This is a genomic window from Mesorhizobium sp. CA14, from assembly GCF_020165195.1.
Taxonomy (GTDB): Bacteria; Pseudomonadota; Alphaproteobacteria; order Rhizobiales; family Rhizobiaceae; genus Mesorhizobium.
The window spans coordinates 148361-167599 of record NZ_JAIUHR010000003.1; the positions used below are offsets into that span (position 1 = coordinate 148361).

At 64.6% G+C, this 19239-nt stretch carries 18 protein-coding genes; 5 read left to right on the forward strand and 13 right to left on the reverse strand.

The window, feature by feature from the left end; translation table 11 throughout:
• Nucleotides 1–135 precede the first annotated feature (135 nt).
• Together LB565_RS04985 and LB565_RS04990 are read left to right on the forward strand one after the other, a co-directional pair.
• Nucleotides 136–1905 (forward strand): glucan ABC transporter ATP-binding protein/ permease, encoded by a 1770-nt coding sequence (locus LB565_RS04985; protein WP_224582061.1) that lies wholly within the window; start codon nucleotides 136–138, stop codon nucleotides 1903–1905.
• 70 nt (nucleotides 1906–1975) lie between these two features.
• Nucleotides 1976–2734 carry a heme ABC transporter permease gene (locus tag LB565_RS04990; RefSeq protein WP_224582062.1) on the forward strand — a complete coding sequence of 253 codons (759 nt, stop codon included), beginning with the start codon at nucleotides 1976–1978 and terminating at the stop codon, nucleotides 2732–2734.
• 237 nt (nucleotides 2735–2971) lie between these two features.
• Here LB565_RS04990 and LB565_RS04995 read toward each other — a convergent pair whose 3' ends face one another.
• Entirely contained in the window at nucleotides 2972–4030 is a 1059-nt protein-coding gene (locus LB565_RS04995) for a D-TA family PLP-dependent enzyme (RefSeq protein ID WP_224582063.1), read from the reverse strand.
• 204 nt (nucleotides 4031–4234) lie between these two features.
• Between LB565_RS04995 and LB565_RS05000 the strand changes: the two genes are divergently transcribed.
• Complete coding sequence (locus tag LB565_RS05000) at nucleotides 4235–4921, forward strand: D-lyxose/D-mannose family sugar isomerase (RefSeq protein WP_224582064.1); 687 nt, start codon at nucleotides 4235–4237, stop codon at nucleotides 4919–4921.
• A gap of 14 nt (nucleotides 4922–4935) precedes the next feature.
• Here LB565_RS05000 and LB565_RS05005 read toward each other — a convergent pair whose 3' ends face one another.
• Genes LB565_RS05005 through LB565_RS05030 form a run of 6 tightly spaced genes read right to left on the reverse strand, consistent with a single transcriptional unit; the run spans nucleotide 4936 to nucleotide 10895 of the window.
• Nucleotides 4936–5814, reverse strand: a complete 879-nt coding sequence (locus LB565_RS05005) for an RDD family protein (RefSeq protein ID WP_224582065.1) — start codon at nucleotides 5812–5814, stop codon at nucleotides 4936–4938.
• A complete protein-coding gene (locus LB565_RS05010) occupies nucleotides 5801–6817 on the reverse strand; it encodes a stage II sporulation protein M (protein ID WP_224582066.1) in 1017 nt (338 codons plus the stop codon). Before LB565_RS05010 ends, LB565_RS05005 begins: the two co-directional genes overlap by 14 nt.
• On the reverse strand, nucleotides 6814–8118 hold the full coding sequence (locus LB565_RS05015; protein ID WP_224582067.1) for a DUF58 domain-containing protein: 1305 nt from the start codon (nucleotides 8116–8118) through the stop codon (nucleotides 6814–6816). The genes LB565_RS05010 and LB565_RS05015 overlap by 4 nt, the downstream gene beginning before the upstream one ends.
• Nucleotides 8115–9071: an AAA family ATPase gene (locus LB565_RS05020; protein ID WP_224582068.1), complete on the reverse strand. Its 957-nt coding sequence runs from the start codon at nucleotides 9069–9071 to the stop codon at nucleotides 8115–8117. The genes LB565_RS05015 and LB565_RS05020 overlap by 4 nt, the downstream gene beginning before the upstream one ends.
• The gene (locus LB565_RS05025) at nucleotides 9058–10272 is read right to left on the reverse strand and encodes a DUF4350 domain-containing protein (RefSeq protein WP_224582069.1); all 1215 of its coding nucleotides are present in this window, start codon (nucleotides 10270–10272) and stop codon (nucleotides 9058–9060) included. Before LB565_RS05025 ends, LB565_RS05020 begins: the two co-directional genes overlap by 14 nt.
• Nucleotides 10269–10895, reverse strand: coding sequence for a DUF4129 domain-containing protein (locus tag LB565_RS05030; RefSeq protein ID WP_224582070.1), 627 nt, complete (start codon nucleotides 10893–10895; stop codon nucleotides 10269–10271). The genes LB565_RS05025 and LB565_RS05030 overlap by 4 nt, the downstream gene beginning before the upstream one ends.
• Nucleotides 10896–11038: 143 nt before the next feature.
• On the opposite strand from LB565_RS05030, the gene LB565_RS05035 reads away from it, so the two are divergent.
• Nucleotides 11039–11902 carry a hypothetical protein gene (locus LB565_RS05035; RefSeq protein WP_224582071.1) on the forward strand — a complete coding sequence of 288 codons (864 nt, stop codon included), beginning with the start codon at nucleotides 11039–11041 and terminating at the stop codon, nucleotides 11900–11902.
• Between the two features lie 171 nt (nucleotides 11903–12073).
• On the opposite strand, the gene LB565_RS05040 is transcribed toward LB565_RS05035, so the two are convergent.
• From LB565_RS05040 to LB565_RS05065, 6 genes are all read right to left on the reverse strand, one after another.
• Nucleotides 12074–13714 (reverse strand): ABC transporter substrate-binding protein, encoded by a 1641-nt coding sequence (locus LB565_RS05040; protein WP_224582072.1) that lies wholly within the window; start codon nucleotides 13712–13714, stop codon nucleotides 12074–12076.
• Between the two features lie 366 nt (nucleotides 13715–14080).
• Complete coding sequence (locus LB565_RS05045) at nucleotides 14081–15049, reverse strand: alpha/beta hydrolase (protein WP_224582073.1); 969 nt, start codon at nucleotides 15047–15049, stop codon at nucleotides 14081–14083.
• Between the two features lie 5 nt (nucleotides 15050–15054).
• Complete coding sequence (locus LB565_RS05050) at nucleotides 15055–15732, reverse strand: isochorismatase family protein (protein WP_224582074.1); 678 nt, start codon at nucleotides 15730–15732, stop codon at nucleotides 15055–15057.
• A gap of 27 nt (nucleotides 15733–15759) precedes the next feature.
• On the reverse strand, nucleotides 15760–17058 hold the full coding sequence (locus LB565_RS05055) for a M24 family metallopeptidase (RefSeq protein WP_224582075.1): 1299 nt from the start codon (nucleotides 17056–17058) through the stop codon (nucleotides 15760–15762).
• Nucleotides 17059–17213: 155 nt separating this feature from the next.
• Nucleotides 17214–18191, reverse strand: coding sequence for a GlxA family transcriptional regulator (locus tag LB565_RS05060; protein ID WP_224582076.1), 978 nt, complete (start codon nucleotides 18189–18191; stop codon nucleotides 17214–17216).
• Nucleotides 18188–18616 (reverse strand): NUDIX hydrolase, encoded by a 429-nt coding sequence (locus tag LB565_RS05065; protein WP_224582077.1) that lies wholly within the window; start codon nucleotides 18614–18616, stop codon nucleotides 18188–18190. The genes LB565_RS05060 and LB565_RS05065 overlap by 4 nt, the downstream gene beginning before the upstream one ends.
• A 90-nt stretch (nucleotides 18617–18706) precedes the next feature.
• Here LB565_RS05065 and LB565_RS05070 point away from each other — a divergent pair, with 90 nt between their 5' ends.
• Nucleotides 18707–19216, forward strand: a complete 510-nt coding sequence (locus tag LB565_RS05070) for a GAF domain-containing protein (protein WP_224582078.1) — start codon at nucleotides 18707–18709, stop codon at nucleotides 19214–19216.
• Nucleotides 19217–19239 lie beyond the last annotated feature (23 nt).

The window sequence follows — 19239 nt, forward strand, 5'->3', positions numbered from 1 at the left end:
TTTTGTTCGCTAAATGGGAACGGAAGCGATAGACGACGCATTGTTTCGCGACACGTTAACCGATACGTGTCAGAAAATGGTGCGGTGCACAATTCGGGCATTGAGCACAGACAAGAGTTTGGCGGAGTAGCTGAAGTGTCACTTCTGCAGATCTACTTTAGAGCGCTGGGTTATCTGGCGTCCGACAAGAAGCGCGTTGCGCTGATTTGCGGCGCCAACGTCGCGCTCGCGGCGATCGCGATCCTCGAGCCCATCCTGCTGGGCCGGGTGATCGGTGCGATCTCCGAAAAGGGCGCGGTGTTTTCGACGCTCGCCGTCTGGGCCGCTCTCGGTGCCTTCAACGTCGTCGCCTTCGTGCTGGTGGCGCGCGGCGCCGATCGCTTCGCCCATGCCCGCCGCTCCGAAGTGCTGTGCCAGTCCTTCGAGCGCGTCATCACCATGCCGCTTGCTTGGCACCATCAGCGCGGCACATCCAATTCCCTCCACACGCTGCTGCGCGCGGTCGAGACCCTGTTCAGCCTGTGGCTCGAATTCATGCGCGTGCATCTCTCGACGGCCATCGCGCTGGTGCTGCTGGTTCCGACCGCGCTGTCCATGGACATCCGCATGTCCGTCGTGCTGCTTGGCCTGGGCGTGCTCTACGTTGGCATCGGCCGCGTCGTCATGCGCCGCACCAAGTCGGGGCAGACTGCCGTCGAACGCCACTACCACACCGTGTTTGCCCACGTGACCGACAGCGTCAGCAACGTTGCCGTGCTGCAGAGCTACAATCGCATCGGCCACGAGACCGCGACGCTGAAGCGTTATGTGAAGGATCTGCTCGACGCGCAGAACCCGGTGCTCGACTGGTGGGCGATCGCCAATGCGCTGAACCGCCTGTCGTCGACCATCTCGATGATGATCGTGCTCTCGATCGGCGCTTATCTCGTCACCCGTGGCCAGCTCCGCGTCGGCGACGTCGTCGCCTTCACCGGCTTTGCCGGAATGCTGATCGCCCGTCTCGACCAGATGTCGGCCTTCACCACCCAGATTTCCGAGGCTCGCGCCAAGCTCGAGGAGTTCTATCGCCTCGAGGATTCGGCTGCCGAGACCGCCGAGCCGGACGGATTGCGCGAGTTGACCAACGTCACCGGCCACGTTCGCTTCGAGGATGTCAGCTTCGAGTTCGCCAATTCGGGCCACGGCATCGAGGACGTCTCCTTCGAGGTCCAGGCCGGCCAGACGGTCGCCATCGTCGGCCCGACCGGCGCCGGCAAGACGACGCTGATCAATCTATTGCAGCGCGTCTTCACGCCGGCCAGCGGCCGCATCCTTATCGACGGCATCGACACCCGCACGGTGACCCGCAAGTCGCTGCGCCATTCGATCGCCACCGTCTTCCAGGACGCCGGCCTGCTCAACCGCTCGATCGAGGACAACATCCGCGTCGGCCGCGCCGATGCGAGCAATGACGAAGTCCACGCCGCCGCCAATGCCGCGGCCGCCCAGGATTTTATCCTGGCCAAGAGCGGCGGCTACGACACCGTCGTTGGCGAGCGCGGCGGCCAGCTCTCGGGCGGCGAGCGCCAGCGTATCGCCATCGCCCGCGCCGTGCTCAAGGATGCGCCGATCCTGGTGCTCGACGAGGCGACCAGCGCGCTCGACGTCGAAACCGAGGATCGCGTCAAGGAGGCAATCGACGAGCTGCGCCGCAACCGCACGACCTTCATCATCGCCCACCGCCTGACCACGGTTCGCGACGCCGACCTCGTCGTCTTCATGGACAACGGCAAGGTAGTCGAGATGGGCGGTTTCACCGAGCTGTCGCTGCGCAACGGTCGCTTCGCCGCCCTGCTGCGCGCCGGCGGCCTGCTCAACGACGAAGAGGTCCGCCGCCTCAGCCGCGCGGTGAACGAAGCAGCGTAAGTTCTCTCCTTCTCCGACAAGGGGAGAAGGGGAATTGCCCCGAACACATTGCAGGTCTATTTAAGTCGGCATGAGCGATACCACCTCACGCCTTGCCGGCTGGACCGATCTCGCCAACCCGACGCGCTTCGTCGGGCTGGCCGACAAGGTCGTTCCGTGGCTTGCTGCAGTCGCAGCGATCCTGCTTGGCGCGGGCCTCTATTTGAGCTTCACCGCACCGGAGGATTTCCAGCAAGGCATCACGGTGCGCATCATGTATATCCACGTGCCTTTCGCCTGGCTCGCTATGATGTGCTACACGATCATGGCGATCTCGGCGCTGGGCACGCTGGTCTGGCGTCATCCGCTGGCCGATGTCGCCCTGAAAGCGGCGGCGCCGATCGGCGCCACCTTCACCGCGCTGGCGCTGATCACCGGCTCCATCTGGGGTAAGCCGATGTGGGGCACCTGGTGGGTGTGGGACGCGCGGCTGACCTCGGTCTTCGTGCTTTTCCTGATGTATCTCGGCATTATTGCGCTGACCCGCGCGCTGGACGACGCCGGTCGCGCCGCCTGGGCCGCCGCCATCATCACGCTGGTCGGCTTCATCAACATCCCGATCATCAAGTTCTCGGTCGACTGGTGGAACACGCTGCACCAGCCGGCCTCGGTCTTCCGCCTCGGCGGCCCGACCATCGATCCTTCGATGCTGTGGCCGCTGGCCGTGATGGCACTCGGCTTCACCGTGCTGTTCTTCGCCCTGCACCTGATGGCGATGCGCACGGAGATTTTCAGGCGGCGCGTGACCGCGATGCGCAGAGTTGCCGCGCGGCAGGCGGAGCGCACTTAACCTTCTCCCCTTGTGGGGGTGAGAAGCGGTCCGCATTTGCGGACGAAAAGCCAATTGCTTGGCTTTTCGAGCTTTGAACGCCCTGAGCCTGCGAAGGGCCGGGCGGTGCCGCCGAAGGCGACGGATGAGGGGTGTTCCAGGGAAAGCCAGCGTCTCACTCCGCTGGAACACCCCTCATCCGTCTCGGCGCTAACACGCCGATCCACCTTCTCCCACAAGGGGAGAAGGAAAGGCCGCTCACCCCATCCGTCCCCTTGCCGCCACCGGCAGCGTTTCCAGCACCTTGTCACCGTCGACCAGATGCACCTGGTCGAACAAATTCGTCACCACGCAGCAATGATCGGGAACGACGCGCACGCGTTCACCGATGCGCAGCTTGGCGCCGTCCGAAAGCGTGACGGTGCCGTGCTCCTCGCTCAAGCCCGTGACGCGGGCGCCCGGCACGCCGAGCAGCTCGCCGAACTCCGGCAGGCCGAGCGTATCGGAAGACAGCGCCTTGCTGCCGCTGTCGAGAATGGCGCGTGTCGCCGTCGGATGGCTGACCACGGTTGCCAGCACGGTCAGCGCGCAGTCGTCCAGCGTGCCGACGCCTTTGGCGACCTGGTAGCGATCGAGATAGATGTAGGTGCCAGGCCGGTATTCGGTGACGACGCTGTCTTCGCCGGAGCGCCACATATCCGGCGTGCCGCCACTGGAGATGCGTTCGCATTCGAGCCCTGCCGCGGCAAGCGAGCCGCGTGCGGTCTTCAGCCAGGCGTCGGCCTCGGCGGCGCGCCCCGCCGCCGGATAGGTCATCAACCCGCCGAAGGCGAGGCCCGTGGCCTGGTCGATCACTTTCGCCAGCGTCAGCGCTTCGTCGGCGCTCTGCACGCCGCAGCGACCCATGCCAGTGTCGCACTCGACCAGCACCCGCAGTGGATAGCTAGAATCGGTGAAAGTGGCGGCAAGGCCCTCCAAAGTGTCACGGCTGTCCGCCGTCACCGATAGCGTCACGCGCCTATGCAGCGCCTTCAGCCGCTCCAGCTTGGCGCGACCAAGGATGTTGTAAGGGAGAAAAATGTCGGTCAGCCCGGCATCGGCCATCACTTCGGCCTCGCCGATCTTCTGACAGGTAATGCCGACGGCGCCTGCCGCCACCTGCTTCTTCGCCCAGTAAGGCAGCTTGTGCGTCTTGATATGCGGGCGGAGCTTCAGCCCGTGAGCGTCCGCATGGGCCTGCGCTTTTTTGATGTTCGCCTCGGCGCGGGCGGCATCGATGAGGATCGCCGGTGTGTCGAGGTCGTCTATGCTTGCCATGAGATCACCGTCCGAACATGCCTTCCGAGCGGCGATCCGCTGTGGGACAAAGACATTGCGTTAAAACAAATCAGCTGGGTTTATGGCCCCGAACGCGGCCCATGTCACGGGGCCAGACCCGTCGGTTTGCGTCGACAGAGGACCTGCATTGGGCTATTCGGAAGGAAAGGTTTCAGCAGGCGGCGGCCGGAAGGAAGAGAACCCATGAAGCGCTCCAAGATCAACGACATCATCCGCGAAGCCGACGCCTTCATCCGCTCCTTCGGCTATATCATGCCGCCCTTCGCCTATTGGTCGCCGGAAGAGATGAAGGCGCGCAAGGCCGACTCCCCGGCCATCTTCACCTCGCGCCTCGGCTGGGACATCACAGACTACGGCCAGGAGAAGTTCGACGAGCTCGGTCTGTTCCTGTTCACCGTGCGCAATGGTCGTTACGAGGACATGAAGCTCGGCATGGGCATGCTCTATGCCGAGAAGATCATGATATCGCGCAAGGACCAGCTCTCGCCGATGCACCGCCACAACATAAAGGCCGAGGACATCATCAACCGCGGCGGCGGCAAGCTGGTGCTGGAACTGTTCATGCACGACCGCGACGGCGGCATCGACCCGAAGGCCGAAGTATCGGTGCCGGTCGACGGCACCATGACTAGATTGCCGGCGGGCGGGCTGCTGAAGCTCGATCCGGGCCAGAGCGTCACACTGCTGCCCGGCGTCTGGCACGCCTTCTGGGCTGAGGGCAAGGACGTGCTGATCGGCGAGGTCTCGACGGTCAATGACGACCTCACCGACAATGTCTTCCGCGATCCGATCGGCCGCTTCTCCAACATCGACGAGGACGTCGCCCCGCTGCACCTGCTGGTGTCGGATTATGAGAAGTGGGTGGGGTAGCGAGGGACGCTTCGCTACCGCGCGTACTTGTCCGCCTTCCTATTCCCGAGCAGCAGCTTGCGCTCCAGATGCGCCCGAAGCTCGCCGTAATAGGCGGTGAGAAAGGCCTTTGAATCGACCGGCTCGACCCGGGCGCCGATCTTGCGGGCGATGGTCTCCGCCACCGCCTTCAGCGCGGAATAATCGTCGCGGCGCAACACTTCCTCAAGCTTCTGCAGTTCGGCGATGCCATAGGCGTCGAGCTGCGCGGGGCTGAATTGGAAGCGGGCCGCGACCGGGTCCTTGCGCTGCGAAAGGTCTTCGACCAGTGCCACTTTCGGCGCCTCGACCACCCAGGTGCCGGCGAGCAGGTCGCCGATCCTCAGCCGGTCGCGGTTGAACAGCGGAAACAGCGAGAACAGCAACGCCCAGACCAGACCGAAGATGGTCGTCAGCGTGTCGGCGACATCGGCGCTGGCGCGCGCAGCCAGGATCGACAGAGGCAGGAATACTTCGATCTCGCGCATCAGGTTGCGCGCGATGACCTGGTCGAGCGTAAGGCCGGCGCCGCTGCGCGACGCGACCCTGACGCCAACCATGCGCTTGCCCGGTGTGGCTGCCCGCCGTCCCGCCTCGAAGGCGATGAAATAGACGTTGCGCAGGAAGAAGATGAAGATGATCCAGACGATGAACAGCGGTTCGGCATCGTGTATGCCAAGCCCGGCAAGGCCGAACAGCGCGACGATACTTACCACGACCGCCGCCACAATAATGATCACCACATCGAGCAGGAAGCCCGAAGCCCGGGTGCCGGCGTCGGCCAGCTTGACCCTGAGGTTGACACCTTCCGGCGTCACCAGCGGACGGATCAGTGCTGCCGGGTTCTTGACCTTCGCTGTCCTAGCGGTCGCCATGACGCACCATCCGGAACAGGTAGAAATAGCAGATCCACAAGGCCAGCATGCCGCCGCCGATCGAATAGCGGGCGAGGTCGCTGGTGATCGTCTGCCGGCCGATGCCTTCCAACAGTCCGGCAAAAAGCAGCATCACCGTGACGCCGATCATGGCGGTTGCCGCGACGCGTCCGGCCCGTGCTGCGGCAGCCATGCGGGTCAGCTCGCCGGGAAAGGCGATGCTGGTGCCGATGCGCATGCCGGCAGCTCCCGCGATGGCGATGGCGAACAGCTCCGTCGTGCCGTGGATCGAAAGCCAGCCGCCGAGCTCGAACCCTAGGCCCTTGGCGGCATAGATCTGGAAAATGGCGCCGAGCATGCAGCCATTCATCAGGATGATCAGCACGCTCGGCACGGCGAAGGCAAAGCCCAGCGCGAAGGCCAGGATCGAGACCTGTGTGTTGTGGGTGAAGAGATAGGCGGCGAACCCAGACAGGAAATGGTCGCCGCCGCCATAAAGCACGCTGCGCAGCGTCTCGGCCGACGAGTCCGGGTTGCGCCCGCCCGCCAGGCTCGGCGCGATGATGGCGTCGTACCAGCGCTTGTCGGCGGCGACCAGCCAATAGCCGGCGATCGCGCCGATCACCGTCAACCCGACCGATGTCCACACCTCGCGCCAAAGGTCGCGGATCGCAGCCGGCCAATCGTGCAGGAAGAAGTCGCCGATGCGCGTTCTCAAGCTCCGCCGCGCGCCATAGAGATAAAAATAGCCGCGCAGGCAGAGCGCCTCGAGATAGGCGATCAGCGCGCTGTCGAGCGAGGTCGCGCGCGCCACCGAGAGCGAGGACAGCGCCGAGCGGTAGAGGAGCGGCAGCGACAGCAGCTCGTCTTCCGAAAGCGCGCGCGGCGCGCGTTTTTCGACGCGCGCAAGCAGCGCCTCGAAGGCTTTCCAGTCGGCCTCCCGCTCCTGGCGGAAGCTTGCCAGCGACTGGCGAACCGCGTCGGTGCCGGCAGACAGCGTCATAGAAGGTTCTCCTCCTTGAGCTGGATATAGCGCTCGACCAGCGCCGGACCGAGCCGCTGGTGGTCGGCCTCGATGACATGCGCGCCAAGCAGCCTGAGGCGCCCGATCACAACCTGCCGCTGCCGCAGGAGGTCGCCGGCGGTGACCGAGCGGGCGATATCCTCGGGCGCCGCCGGCGCCATGTCGGCCAGCGTTTCAAGCTCCACATCCTTCATCAGCATGAACAGCACCAGATGCCGCTCGGTCAGCCGGCCCACGGTGCGCAGCATCAATTCGGCGCTGATCGGATCGACGAAATCGGTGAAGACGATGACCAGCGAGCGCCGGTCGAGCTTCGCCGACAGCGTGGTCAGCGCCAGGGTGAAGTTGGTCTCTTCGGTCGAATAGTCGATCTCGGCGGCGCGCTTCTGGATCATGGTGAAGCTCGGCGAGCCGCGCACCGCCCCGCTGGAGACGCGCGGCCTGGCATCGAAGGAAAACAGGCTGACGAGATCGCCGCCTTTTAGCGCGATAAAGGCCGACAGAAGCGCCGCCGTCACGGCGCGGTCGACCTTCGGCACGCCGTCGACCGGCTCGCACATCAGTCGGCCGCTATCGATGGCCAGAACGATGTTGTTGTTCTCCTCGATCCGGAACTCGCGCGCCAGCAGCTTGCCGTGCCGGGCGCTGCGCTTCCAGTCGATCATGCGCCGGCCCATGCCGGGCTGGTAATCCTTCAGCGACTCGAACTCGCGGCCCTGGCCGGCACGCTTCTGCGCATGGCCATCGGCAAGGGCCGAGCGCTGCAAGAGCGTGATCGCCTCGTCGCGTGCGCTGTTGACATTGGGCAGCACCGCAACCTTGCGGTCGACCGGCAATATGACCTGGTTCCACATCAGACCGAACGGGCCCTGCCAGCGCAGCCACAGCCGGTCGAAGCTGGCGATGCCGCGGCGGATCGCCTCGAATTCGAGATCGAGCGTGCCGCCATTGACCGGCAGCGCGCCGCCGGTGCCCGCTACTGGCTGCAGCCGCTGGTCATGCCCGACACGCGCCTGCAGGCGCCGTAGCTTTGCCCCGACACCGGTCGCGATGTGCAGCGTGAAGCGCCCGCCGATACCCACCTGCGGCGGCGCCGTCAGTGTGGCGTTGAGCGAGGCGCGGCCTCTGCCCGCGGCAGCGTCCACCGCCAGGAAGGCGAGAAGCACGCAGATCCACAACAGGCCGAGATACCAGACATGCGGCAAAGCGAGCGCGATCAGGAAGCCGGGGATTGCCCCCGCCGCCGCTGCCCAGACCGCTCGCCCGCTCGGATAGATCAACGCGGCGCTTCCGTATGATCGACGAGGTCGGAAACGATCTGCTCAACCAGCCGCCCGTCGATCTGCGCGGCCGGCGAAAGCACGACGCGGTGGCGCAGTGCCGGCACGGCCAAAGCCTTGACGTCGTCCGGGATGACATAGTTGCGGCCGTCGAGCGCCGCCCTGGCGCGCGCGGCTCTCGCCAGCATGGCGCCCGCGCGCGGGCTGGCCCCGACCTCGAGGTCGGGGCTTTCGCGCGTGCCGCGCACAAGGGCTGCGATATAGCCGACGACATCGTCGACCAGCGTGACATCGCCGACCGTGGCCAGCGCTGCTTCCAACGTCTTGCGGTCGGTCTGCGCCCTGATGCCGTATTGCTGGATATCATGCGAGGCCGAGCCGCCGCCGTGATGGACGATGATGGCGCACTCTTCCCTGAGGTCCGGATAGCTCACCCGATGCTTGAACAGGAAGCGGTCGAGCTGCGCTTCAGGCAGCGGATAGACGCCTTGATGCTCGATCGGGTTCTGCGTCGCCACCACCATGAAATTCCGACCCAGCGGATGCGTGGTGCCGTCGAAGGTGACGGCGTGTTCCTGCATGGCCTCCAGCAGGGCGGCCTGCGTCTTCGGCGGCGTGCGGTTGATTTCGTCGGCGAGAAGCAAGTCGCAGAAGATCGGGCCGCGCGTCAGCGTGAACTGCCCGGTCTGGAAATTATAGATGTTGGCGCCGACGATATCGCCGGGCATCAGGTCGGGCGTGAATTGGATACGGCCATAGGCGACGCCGAGCGCCTGGGCGAAGCAGCGCGCCGTCATCGTCTTGGCCGTGCCAGGCGGGCCTTCGAGCAGGATGTGCCCCCCGGTAAACAGCGCCGTCAGCATCAGGTCGACCGTGTCGCGCTGTCCGGTAATCGCTTTCGCGACTTCTTCCCTGATCGCGCTCGCCAGGGCCTTCACTTCATCGACGTTCACCGAGCCTCCTTGCCGTCCAGTCATGCAGCTTCTCCGCTGCTTCATGCATTCCGGCCAAACTGTTGGAATCGTTAACTGCCTTGAACCGCGCGGTGAAGCCGTGCGCTTCGCCCCCGTCGCGGGAATCGAGCCAGCGGTCGAGCGCCTCGCCCTGCAGCCCATGCGGCGCGCCAAGCAGCGCGGCGGCGCGCTGGCGCATCAGCGTTGCATAGCGGTCGCCGAGCCCCTGCAGCCGTCCGGCGCGCTTCAACAGCATCGCCGTGGTGTCGACCAGCGCCCGCTTGCCGAAGGCGATGGCGCGCCCTTCCGCGCGCGGCGGACCGAAGCGGCCGAGCCCGTGCAGGAAGGCGAGCGCGGCCGCCACCAGCACCGACAACGTCAAAGCCAGGAAGGGCGGTTCGATCAGCAGCTTGGCGAGATCGTAGTTACCGCCGCTGCCGTGCAGCGTCAGGTCGAACATGACGGCGCCCTTGGCGGGCTCCAGCATGGCGATCAGGTCGAGCGCGGCGGCCGCCCTCTGCTCGTCCTTCAGCGCGAAGTTGTTGATGAAATCGGGGTCGGTGAGGATGTAGAAGGGTTCGTTGTCGAGTTCGGTCAGGATAGCCCTGCCGTCGCCCGCCGCGATCAGCGGATGCTCGTCCGCCACCCATTGCAGCTCTTCCGGCGCGGGTACCATGCGGCCGGCGATATTGATCTGCGAAAGCGTGCTCTTTGCCTCGCCGAGCTTCGCCTTGGCGATGCGGCCGAGCCAGTCGTTGACGACGTTGTTGGGGAGCCGCTCGATCTTGGTCTCCCAGCCGTCATGGGCGAACAAGGGAAAGGTCTGCCACTTCGGCAGGACGAAGAGCGTATCCTTGCCGGAGCGCAGCTTGATGAGGCGATCGAGCGCGGCCGGGTCGCTGCCCGGCGCGATGGTGACGACGAGCAGGAAAGTCGATGCCAGTGGGGACGCAAGGTCCTTCTTGCCACGTTCCATCGGCGGCGCCCGTCCGTTGGTCAGCTTCAGCCATTCGACAAGCCCAGCATAGCCGGTGCCGCCTTTCGAAAGCGGCGTGGCGCCGCCTTGGGGCTGGCGAAAATCCGGCGCGTAAGTGGACAGAAGAAAAAATCCGGCCGCCGCCAGCAGGCTGGCAAAAATGCCCCAGAACAGGGTTTTGCGGCTGAACGGCTCCGCGGCCGCCCCGGTCGGTTGCGCGCTCATGCCCAGGCGTCCCGGAAGGCGAAACGCTCATAGGCGCCGCGCGCCTGCCGCCAGCCTTCGACCCCGACGGGTCGGCGGGCAAACAAAGCTGCCTCGACAATGCGGGCGATTTCGCTGAAGGCGGCGCGCGGCCGGGTGGGGATGGAGCCCGCCGCGGCGATATCGCGCGCGGTGAGGGAGGGACGCAGGAAATCGGGCAGCCTGGTGGCGATGTCGGCGACGCTGCGGCGCAAGAGAAGATGCACCGCCTCGTCATACTCGCCGCGCGCGGCGAGCGCATCGGCCTCGGAGAGCAGGACCTGGGCCGCGCCCGCGTCCGGGCGCCACTCTTCCTTCGCTTCGGTCTCCGGACGCTTGCGCCGCCAGGGCAGGCGCCAGGCGATGCCTTTGGCTTCAAGGAGAAGCAGAAAAGCGATGATCGCGACGCCGATGATCACCGCGCCCCAGAACAGATAGATCATATAGGGACCGAGCTTTGCCAAGCCGTCCAGAAACGGCTTCAGCCATTCCGGCGGCTCGGGCTGCACATAGGTCGGCAGCCCGAACTGGATCGAATCGTCGGCCAGCAGTTGCTTGTGCAACTGCGCCAGCCGTCCGGCCTCTTCCGTCCCTGCGGCTGTCACCCGCTCGTTCCCCCCTGCAACCTGCGGTTCGGGCCGACACTGGCAATACGCCATGACAATTGCAAGCGGGCCCAACCGCAAGTATCAATGTTGGTGGTTTATACTTTTCGAGTTTTGCAGATCCATTAAGGGGGAAATGTAACATGGCATCGATTGCAAGCGGCAGGCTGGAAAAGTTCAGCATCGGCCGGGTGTTCAGCAACACGTTCTTGGTCATCGGTCGCAGCTTCGGCTCACTCGCGATGATCGTCGGCCTTTTCACGGCTTTGCCGGCATTGATCTACAACTCTTGGAACTTCAGTCGGATCGCCAGCCTCCGAGCAGACGGCGTTGCCGGCATGGAACAGGCAGCCCTGGCGAACTACGGAATCACTTCGATGATCGCCGCCCTGGTCATTTTCGTGCTGGCGTTCCTTGCCCAGGCGGCGCTGGTTCGGGCAACGGTCGAGGATCTGAACGGCAAGCGCCCGGCGGTCGGCGACTGCATACAGGTAGCGCTGCGCAGCTTCCTGCCCGCGTTCGGGATCGGTGTCGTGGTCTTTCTCGCCATGATGGTGGCCGGCTTCGCGACTGTCATCATCGCTTGGTTGATACCGATCATCGGATGGCTCGTCGGGCTCGCGATCATCGTCGCCGTGGCTATTTGGGTGCTTAGCATTTCTGTCGCGGTCCCTGTCGTGGTTCAAGAAAGGGAGGGCGTTTTCGGTTCGATATCGCGCAGTCGACAGCTGACCAAAGGTAGCCGCTGGGCAATTTTCGGCCTATTTCTGATCATCGGCTTGATAGCGATGGTTTTCCAGGGCGGCTTTTCTTTGCTGTTCGGGCTTGTGATTGCTGACCCCGGTGGCATCTCCTCCACCGGGGTCGCAGTCGGAGCGATCGGAAGCAGCCTGGTGTCGAGCATCTTCTCGACGGTGATCTCGGTGGCTATCGCGGTCACCTATGTCGAGCTGCGCCGTGTCAAGGAAGGCACCAGTGTCGACGAACTGGCGGAGATCTTCTCGTAGACCGTAAGGATCGGCTTCAAGGCTTGGGCAATCCTCTCGTAAGGAACGCCACGGCGTGCCCAGCCTCTCCGCCGAGCGCATGCCGCGTTCGGGCTGCGTCGACAATCGCTGACAAATGACAAACGGCCGACGCGACGGGAAGGTCGCGCCGGCCGCTCGGTCCTGGGAGGATCAGGAATCCAGCCAGACCTTCTCAAAGTGCTGCTCGAGCGCCTGGTGCTGTTCGCAGCCCTGCACGCCCTTGCGGTAGGTGCGATAGACCGAGCGCCAATAGGGCTGGATGATGATGCCGGCATCGCGCAGGTTCGTCTCGATCTTTGCCATGATTTCCTTGCGCTGGGCGGCGTCGGGCGTGGCAAGCGCCTTGTCGAGAAGCTCGTCGAACTCCTTGTTCGAATAGGCGCTTTCGTTCCAGGCGCCGCCCGATTTATAGGCTAAAGCCAGAACCTGCACGCCGAGCGGTCGGCCAAGCCATTCGGTGCAGGAATAGGGGAACTTGGCCCAGTCATTCCAGAACGTCGCGGCCGGCAGCACGGTGCGCTTGATCTTCAGGCCCGCCTCGCGGATTTGCGCCGCGATCGCGTCGGCGGTGCTTTTTTGCCATTCGACGTCGACCGAGATCAGCTCATATTCGTGGTCGGCCTTGCCGGATTCCGAAATCAGCTTCTTGGCCTGTTCGAGGTCGCGCTTGGCCGGACCGATATCGGCGAATTCCGGATGCATGGGGCCGACATGGTGATTGTCGGCGGGCTTGCCGCGACCGTCGAGGCCGAGCTTCAGCACGGCCGCATTGTCGACGGCGAACTGGGCAGCGCGGCGCACCTTGACGTCGTCATAGGGCGCGTTGGAGACGTTGAAGCGCGCGACGATCGTCGAGCCGGTGGCGATCTCTGAATTCTGCATGCCCATCTGCTCGGTCTGCGACACGGCATCCGACGTGGTCTCGTGGTCGGTGTCGATCTCGCCGGATTCGAAGGCCGACAGCGTGGCGTTGGGATCGGAGCCGTAGTCGACCCATTTGATGCCGTCGAGATAGAACTCGCCCTTCCACCAGGGCTTGTCCTTGCGCTTCACCTCGGCGCCCGTCTCGGCGTCCCAACTGACCAGCTCGCAAGGGCCCGTGGTGATGGCCAAAGCCTTCTTCGGATCCGCATCGCCCTCATAGGAGCGGTGCATGATCAGCGCCGGATAGTCGGCCATGCCGGCGATCAGCGAGATGTCGGGCTTCGGCAAATTGAGCTTGATGGTGTAGTCGTCAATCTTCTGGATGCCGCCGTCGACAGGTTTCTTGGTGTCGGCATTGACCAGCGCGCCCATGCGCGCCGCGACCGAATTGCCGGCGACCGAGGCATCGCACCAGCGGTTGAGGTTGTGGATTACGTCGTCGGCGTTGAAAACGTCGCCATTCGACCATGTGATGCCCTTACGCACGTTAAGCGTGATCGTCTTGGCGTCGTCGCTGGTTTCCCAGCTTTCCAGCAGCCAGGGCTCGAAGCTGAAGTCGGTTTTCCAGCGCACCAGATATTCGTTGCACTGGCGCGCGACATTCGACATCTCGACGCCGTCGAAGGTGCGCGGATCCTTGAAGCCCTTGACGTTCATCGCCACGCGGAGCACGCCGCCCTTTTTCGGCTCGGCGGCGCGGGCAGGCGAGGCAGCGATCCCGCCCAGCGCCATCGCTCCGGCGGCGCTGACACCAAAGCCGGCCATCAAAGCCAGATATTCCCGGCGGCTGATCGCGCCCTTCTTGAAATCGTCGGCGATCGGCTTGGCACGCGGGTGCAGTTTTCTGTCGGTCAGCATGAATTTCATCGTCGTTCCCTCTATTGTTGGCGCTCCGGGCCGCCATGCGGGGCGGATACGTCCGCCGGGAGCGCCGTTGCCTGCGAAGGAATGATAGGTCCGCTTTCCGCCGCGAAATGGTTGGGTTTCCGCAGTTCTTGTGCGCTGTTCCGCAGGGTGACCAAGGCTTGGGTTCCTCGCCCCCGCAAAGCGGGGGAGAGGTGTCCGCGAAGCGGACGGAGAGGGGGCCTTCGTAGGGCGCTCCCCTCTCCGTCTCGGCTTCGCCGAGCCACCTCTCCCCACTTTCGTGGGGCGAGGAACCTTGATCTTCCGGGGCCGCGATCCTTCACAGGCCCTCTGTCCTGCAGGATTTCGCTTAAGGCTCCAAGGGAGACATCAGCGCTTCGTCGCTGCGCCGAGCGCGTCAATATCGGCGACAATCCTCGCGAACGCCTCCGCCGCGCGCGGAACGGTCGGCTTTGCCCGCAGAAAGCTGTGCACCAGCCGCTTCTCCTCGCGCCACCACGCTTGTCCGCCGGCGCCGAGGATGCGGTCGCGATAGACTTCGCCATCGGAGGACAGCGGATCGCATTCGGCGGTGACGATGATCGTCGGCGGCAGGCCGGAGAAGTCGCTATCCCTGAGCGGCGAGAATTTCGGGTCGTCCAAAGCCTGTCCGGGCGCGGACCGGATACGGCGGTAGAACTCGATGTCACTGAGGCTGAGAAGCGGCGCTTCGGCATGCTCGACATATGAGCGCCCGGTCTCGTCGCCGCCCAGCTCCGGATAGATCAACATCTGGCCAACAGCGTGCCGTTCATGGCCCCGCGTCGCTTGCGCCACCGCGGCAGCGAGATTTCCGCCGGCACTTTCGCCGCAAAGCACGATCGGCAGCGTGCTCGCCGCGGCGACCCATTCGAACACGGCCAGCGCATCCTCGAAGGAGGCAGGGTGCACGTGTTCCGGCGCCAGCCGGTAGTCGGCCGAGACCACCTCGAAACCGGTGCCGGCGCAGATCTCGGAGCAGATGTCGTCGTGGCTGTCGAGGTCGCCAAGGACAAAACCGCCGCCATGGTAATAGACGACGGCGGCCGACGCCGTCTTGTCCGCCATGCGGTAGTATCGGATCGGAATCGCATGCGCGGTCGTCGATACGAGGCCGTCGCCGGTCGTCACGCCTTCCGGATGACCTTGGTGAAACGCGACGCACATCCGATCATAGACCGCCCGCTGCTCGGCAATCGGTGCTGCAACGATCTCCGGCGGGTACCAGCTGTTGATCTCGTCGATATAATCCCAGAGTTCCGGATCGAGCCGGGCTGCATATTTGCCTCGGCTTGCCGGATTGGTCGGGGCGCTGGCCACAGCCGTCAAAGCTCGGCGTAGAGCTGCGCCGCGTTCTCGAAGGTGAAGCGCAGCGGCACCGAGCCCTCGACCTGCCACACGTTCACGGTGTCTCCCGCCATCAGCCGGCAGGCGTCGAGCGTGTTGGTGACGGCACCGCCATAGAGACGGTTGGCGAGGTTGAGGATGCCGGTCTGGTGCATGGCGGCACTGGCGCTGCCGCAGGCATCCTTGACCAAAAGCACGCGAAAACCGCGCGCCACCGCGTCCTTCACCGTGGCGTCGATGCAGGCCTCGGTCCAGACCCCGGCGACGACCAGCCATTCGATGCCGGAAGCCTTGAGCTTGTCGCCAAAATCGTTCTTGCCGAAGGCGCTGGCTTCCTGCTTGACCAGCATGGCTTCGCCATTTTGCGGCGCCACTTCATCGCAGATCGCGGTCAGCGGATCGTCCTTGTCGGAAAAAGCCGATTTGCCGCTTTCGTCGACGGGGTGGAACGGCCGCGCCGCGGCGAGATCGACGATATAGGCCCAGTGATAGAGCGGCACGAAATTGCGCCGCGCCGCCTCCTGCAGGCGCCGCACATTGGCGAGGATGTCGGCAAAGCCCTCGACCAGATAGCGGTTGTCCTTGCGATGCTCCTCCTGGAGATCGATGAACACAGCGGCCACCGTGCCGCGCCGGATGGAAATGGGTGCTTTCATGCGGAATGTGCTGTCGATGCGTCGGCGCTAATTGTCAAGAAGCTGATCCTCATATGGGAAGCGCGAGAGCAGTTCGGTGCCGGTCTCGGTGATCAGGATCTCGTCCTCGAGCTTGACGCCCTCGCGACCGCCCTTCTCGCCGATATAGCTTTCCACGCTCACCACCATGCCGGGCACGATGATGCCGTCGCGGCCATAGGTCTCGTAGTCCATCGCGTGCGCGATGAAAGGCGTTTCGCCATGCATGCCGACACCGTGCATCACAGAGGTGTAGCGCTGGTCGACGAAGCGGTCGGGGATCTTCCAGGCCTTCTCGGCGATCTCGCGGAAGGCCATGCCGGGCTTCACGATGCCGATATTGTGCTGCACCTGGTCGTGCGCCATCCGATAGAGCGATTTCTGATAGGGTGTCGGCTTGCCCGGGCCGCAGCGGAAGGTGCGCGAGAAGTCGGAATAATAGCCGTAGCAGCCGATCGTATCGGTATCGAGCGCCAGCAGCTCGCCCGGCCTGATCTTGCGCCCGCTCGCCTCGTTGAACCATGGATTGGTGCGCTGTCCCGAGGTGAGCAGCCGGGTCTCGATGAACTCGCCACCTTGCCGGATCACCTCGCCATACATGATGGCGAAGAGCTCGTTCTCGGAAACGCCGGGCTTGATCGCCTCGCGCACCGCAGCCACCGCGGCCTCGGCGCCCGCCATCGATGCCAGCAGGCATTTCACTTCCTCCGGCGTCTTCACCGCGCGCACGGCGAGGATTTCGCCCTGGCAGTCCTTGACCTCGCAGCCGCGCTTTTCCAGCGCCAGCGCCTGCAGATGGCTGCAGCGATCTAGCCCGAGCTTCATCGAGCCGCCGCCATGCTTCTTCAGAAGCTCGGTGATCTCGTCGGCGAACGGCCCGGCGGTCTCGTCGTCGCGGCCCGACACCGACGACCAGACGAGCTTGGACGGCCGCGCCTCGTCGATCGTGTCGAGCACCATCGAGACATGGTAGCTCTGCGGATATTCGAACAGCACGATCGGCCCTTCGGTGGGCACGAAGAAATAGCGGGTCGAGTTGCGCAGGAAATAGCCGAACATGTTGCGCGAGCCGGTGGCGTAGCGCTGGTTGTAAGGATCGAACAAAACGACGCCGCCATAGCCGGCCTCGCGCATCCAGGCGCGCAGCTTGGCCAGCCGCCCCTTGCGCAGCGCGTCGGCATCAATGAAGGACGGCTCGGTGTCGGAAAGCCACATGCCGCCGGCGGGATCGGCCGCGGCCGGATGGCGCATGCGGTCCTTGAAATCTACATCCTCGGTGCTGTCGGGGTCGAATACGACGATGCTCATGCGCGCCTCCTGTTGCGGAGACCATGATCTATACGTCACACGAAGTGTGTGCGGATTCCCGCAGATGTCGTGCCGGACGCCGCAGGCGAAAGGGCAACGCCGTGATCCTTCGCGCTGTCCCGCCAGCGTTTCATGGCGCCAGCGCGCACAAATATCTAATGCCGCCGCATCGCCTTCGGCGCGTGCCCATGCTCCTCACGAAACGCCCTTGCAAAGCTCGACATCGAAGCAAAGCCGCAGGCCAGCGCCACATCCCTCACCATCAGCGTCGAATGCGCCAGCAGGTCGGCGGCGCGCTTCAGCCTGAGCCGCCGGTAATATCCATTGGGCGAGATATCCAGCTCGGCGCGGAAACTGCGCTCGAGCTTGTCGGGCGAGACGCCGAGCCGTTCCGCCAGCTCCGCCATGCCGAGCCTTTCCTCGACCGCATCTTCCATGATCGCGATGGCCGACAGCACCAGCTCGTTCTGGACGCCGGTGCGCAGCCTGAGCGGCATCAGCTTGCGGTCGACGCTCGACCGCAACGGCGAGTGCACGAACCATTCGGCGACACCCGCCGCGATCTCGGCGCCATAGTCCTGCGTGATGATTTCCAGCATCATGTCGAGGCTGCCGACGCCGCCGGCCGAGGTGAAGCGCTTGCGGTCGATGACGAAGAGATCGCGCCGCAGCTCGATATCCGGAAAGGCCTCGGTGAAGGCTGCCTGGCTGGTCCAGTGCAAGGTGCAGGCATGGCCGTCGAGGAGGCCGGCGCGAGCAAGGAAGAATGCGGCGTCGGCGACAGCGCCGATATGCGCGCCGCCTCGCAGGCTTTTGCGGATCCAGCCCATCGCCTCGTCCGCCACGATATGATCGGCATCGCCGCCCGAGCAGACGACGATGCGGTCGACCTTCGGCGCGTCGGTGGCCGAGAAGCCGGGTTGGATGACGACGCCGTTCGATGCTTCAACCGTACCCGCATCGGCGCCGACGATTACCCAGCGGTAGCAGTCCCGCTTCGCAAGAATGTTGACGGCGCGTAAGGGTTCGATGACGGAAGAAAACGCCATCATCGGAAAGCCGGGGAAAACCAGCACCGCAAAGGTGAGGGGCGCTACGCCCGCCGCCGTTTTTTCCTGGCCGCGTGAACTCATGGCCGGCGACCGTAGCGCGGCAGCACGATACTGGCGGTAAGCGGCGCGAGTTCCATGCCGCTCGCCAGCTCCGGGTTCAGCCACATCATCTCCTCGATCTCGGCCGCAGGGACCGGCTCGCCGGTGATGGAGAGTTCGAACAGCTCGGCCTCGACGCAGGCGTCCGGCTCATTGGCGGCGGGCGCAGAAAACGAGCCGAGATGCGAAGCAGCGCCCGGATCGACGACGATGCCCAGCTCCTCGCGCAATTCGCGCGCAAGGGCGGCGGCCGGCAATTCACCCGGCTCGATCTTGCCGCCCGCCTGCATGAACGTGCTGGTGCCGCGCTTGCGCACCAGAAGCAGCCTGCCGCCATCGTCGCGGATGACAGCGGCGGCGATGCGGATCGTCCTCGCCCTCGGTATTCTGGAATGGCTGGAGGTCACGATAGGCTGTTTCCCGGCGGCGGTTTTGGTGGCAGAGAGAGGTGAACTGTAGCTGGCCGCGCGGCTGGCTTGCAACGGAGAGATCAAGCGATGTTCGCGGCAACGGCAATCGACACAAGCAATAAGCCCGCCTTCTACAAGGAGTTGGCGGTGCAATTGAAGGCGCTGCTGGAGGGCGAGGGCGATTCCGTCGCCAATGCCGCCAACACCGCGGCGCTGATCTATCAGATGGTGCCCGACCTCAACTGGGCCGGCTTCTATTTCCTCGCTTCCGATGACGAGCTGGTGCTCGGACCTTTCCAGGGCAAGCCCGCCTGCGCTCGCATCGCCGTCGGCAAGGGCGTCTGCGGCAAGGCCATCGAGCTCGACATGTCGATGCTGGTCAAGGACGTTAACGAATTTCCCGGCCACATCGCCTGCGATGCCGATTCGCGCTCGGAGCTGGTCGTGCTTCTGCGCGATGCCGAAGGCGCGTTCGGCGTGCTCGATCTCGACAGTCCGCTGCCCGGCCGCTTCGACAAGGAAGATCAGGCGGGCATCGAGAAACTCGCCGCGATCTATGTCGCGGCCTGTGAGTTCGAGGACGATGACGAGGACTGAGGTGAGGCCGGTCTCGGCCTGCC

Bases quoted from the DNA above. Each gene is read 5' to 3' on its own strand.
- LB565_RS04990 (WP_224582062.1), top strand. From the start codon at position 1,976: ATGAGCGATACCACCTCACGCCTTGCCGGCTGGACCGATCTCGCCAAC.
- LB565_RS04995 (WP_224582063.1), bottom strand. From the start codon at position 4,030: ATGGCAAGCATAGACGACCTCGACACACCGGCGATCCTCATCGATGCC.
- LB565_RS05000 (WP_224582064.1), top strand. From the start codon at position 4,235: ATGAAGCGCTCCAAGATCAACGACATCATCCGCGAAGCCGACGCCTTC.
- LB565_RS05005 (WP_224582065.1), bottom strand. From the start codon at position 5,814: ATGGCGACCGCTAGGACAGCGAAGGTCAAGAACCCGGCAGCACTGATC.
- LB565_RS05010 (WP_224582066.1), bottom strand. From the start codon at position 6,817: ATGACGCTGTCTGCCGGCACCGACGCGGTTCGCCAGTCGCTGGCAAGC.
- LB565_RS05025 (WP_224582069.1), bottom strand. From the start codon at position 10,272: ATGAGCGCGCAACCGACCGGGGCGGCCGCGGAGCCGTTCAGCCGCAAA.
- LB565_RS05035 (WP_224582071.1), top strand. From the start codon at position 11,039: ATGGCATCGATTGCAAGCGGCAGGCTGGAAAAGTTCAGCATCGGCCGG.
- LB565_RS05040 (WP_224582072.1), bottom strand. From the start codon at position 13,714: ATGAAATTCATGCTGACCGACAGAAAACTGCACCCGCGTGCCAAGCCG.
- LB565_RS05050 (WP_224582074.1), bottom strand. From the start codon at position 15,732: ATGAAAGCACCCATTTCCATCCGGCGCGGCACGGTGGCCGCTGTGTTC.
- LB565_RS05055 (WP_224582075.1), bottom strand. From the start codon at position 17,058: ATGAGCATCGTCGTATTCGACCCCGACAGCACCGAGGATGTAGATTTC.
- LB565_RS05060 (WP_224582076.1), bottom strand. From the start codon at position 18,191: ATGAGTTCACGCGGCCAGGAAAAAACGGCGGCGGGCGTAGCGCCCCTC.
- LB565_RS05070 (WP_224582078.1), top strand. From the start codon at position 18,707: ATGTTCGCGGCAACGGCAATCGACACAAGCAATAAGCCCGCCTTCTAC.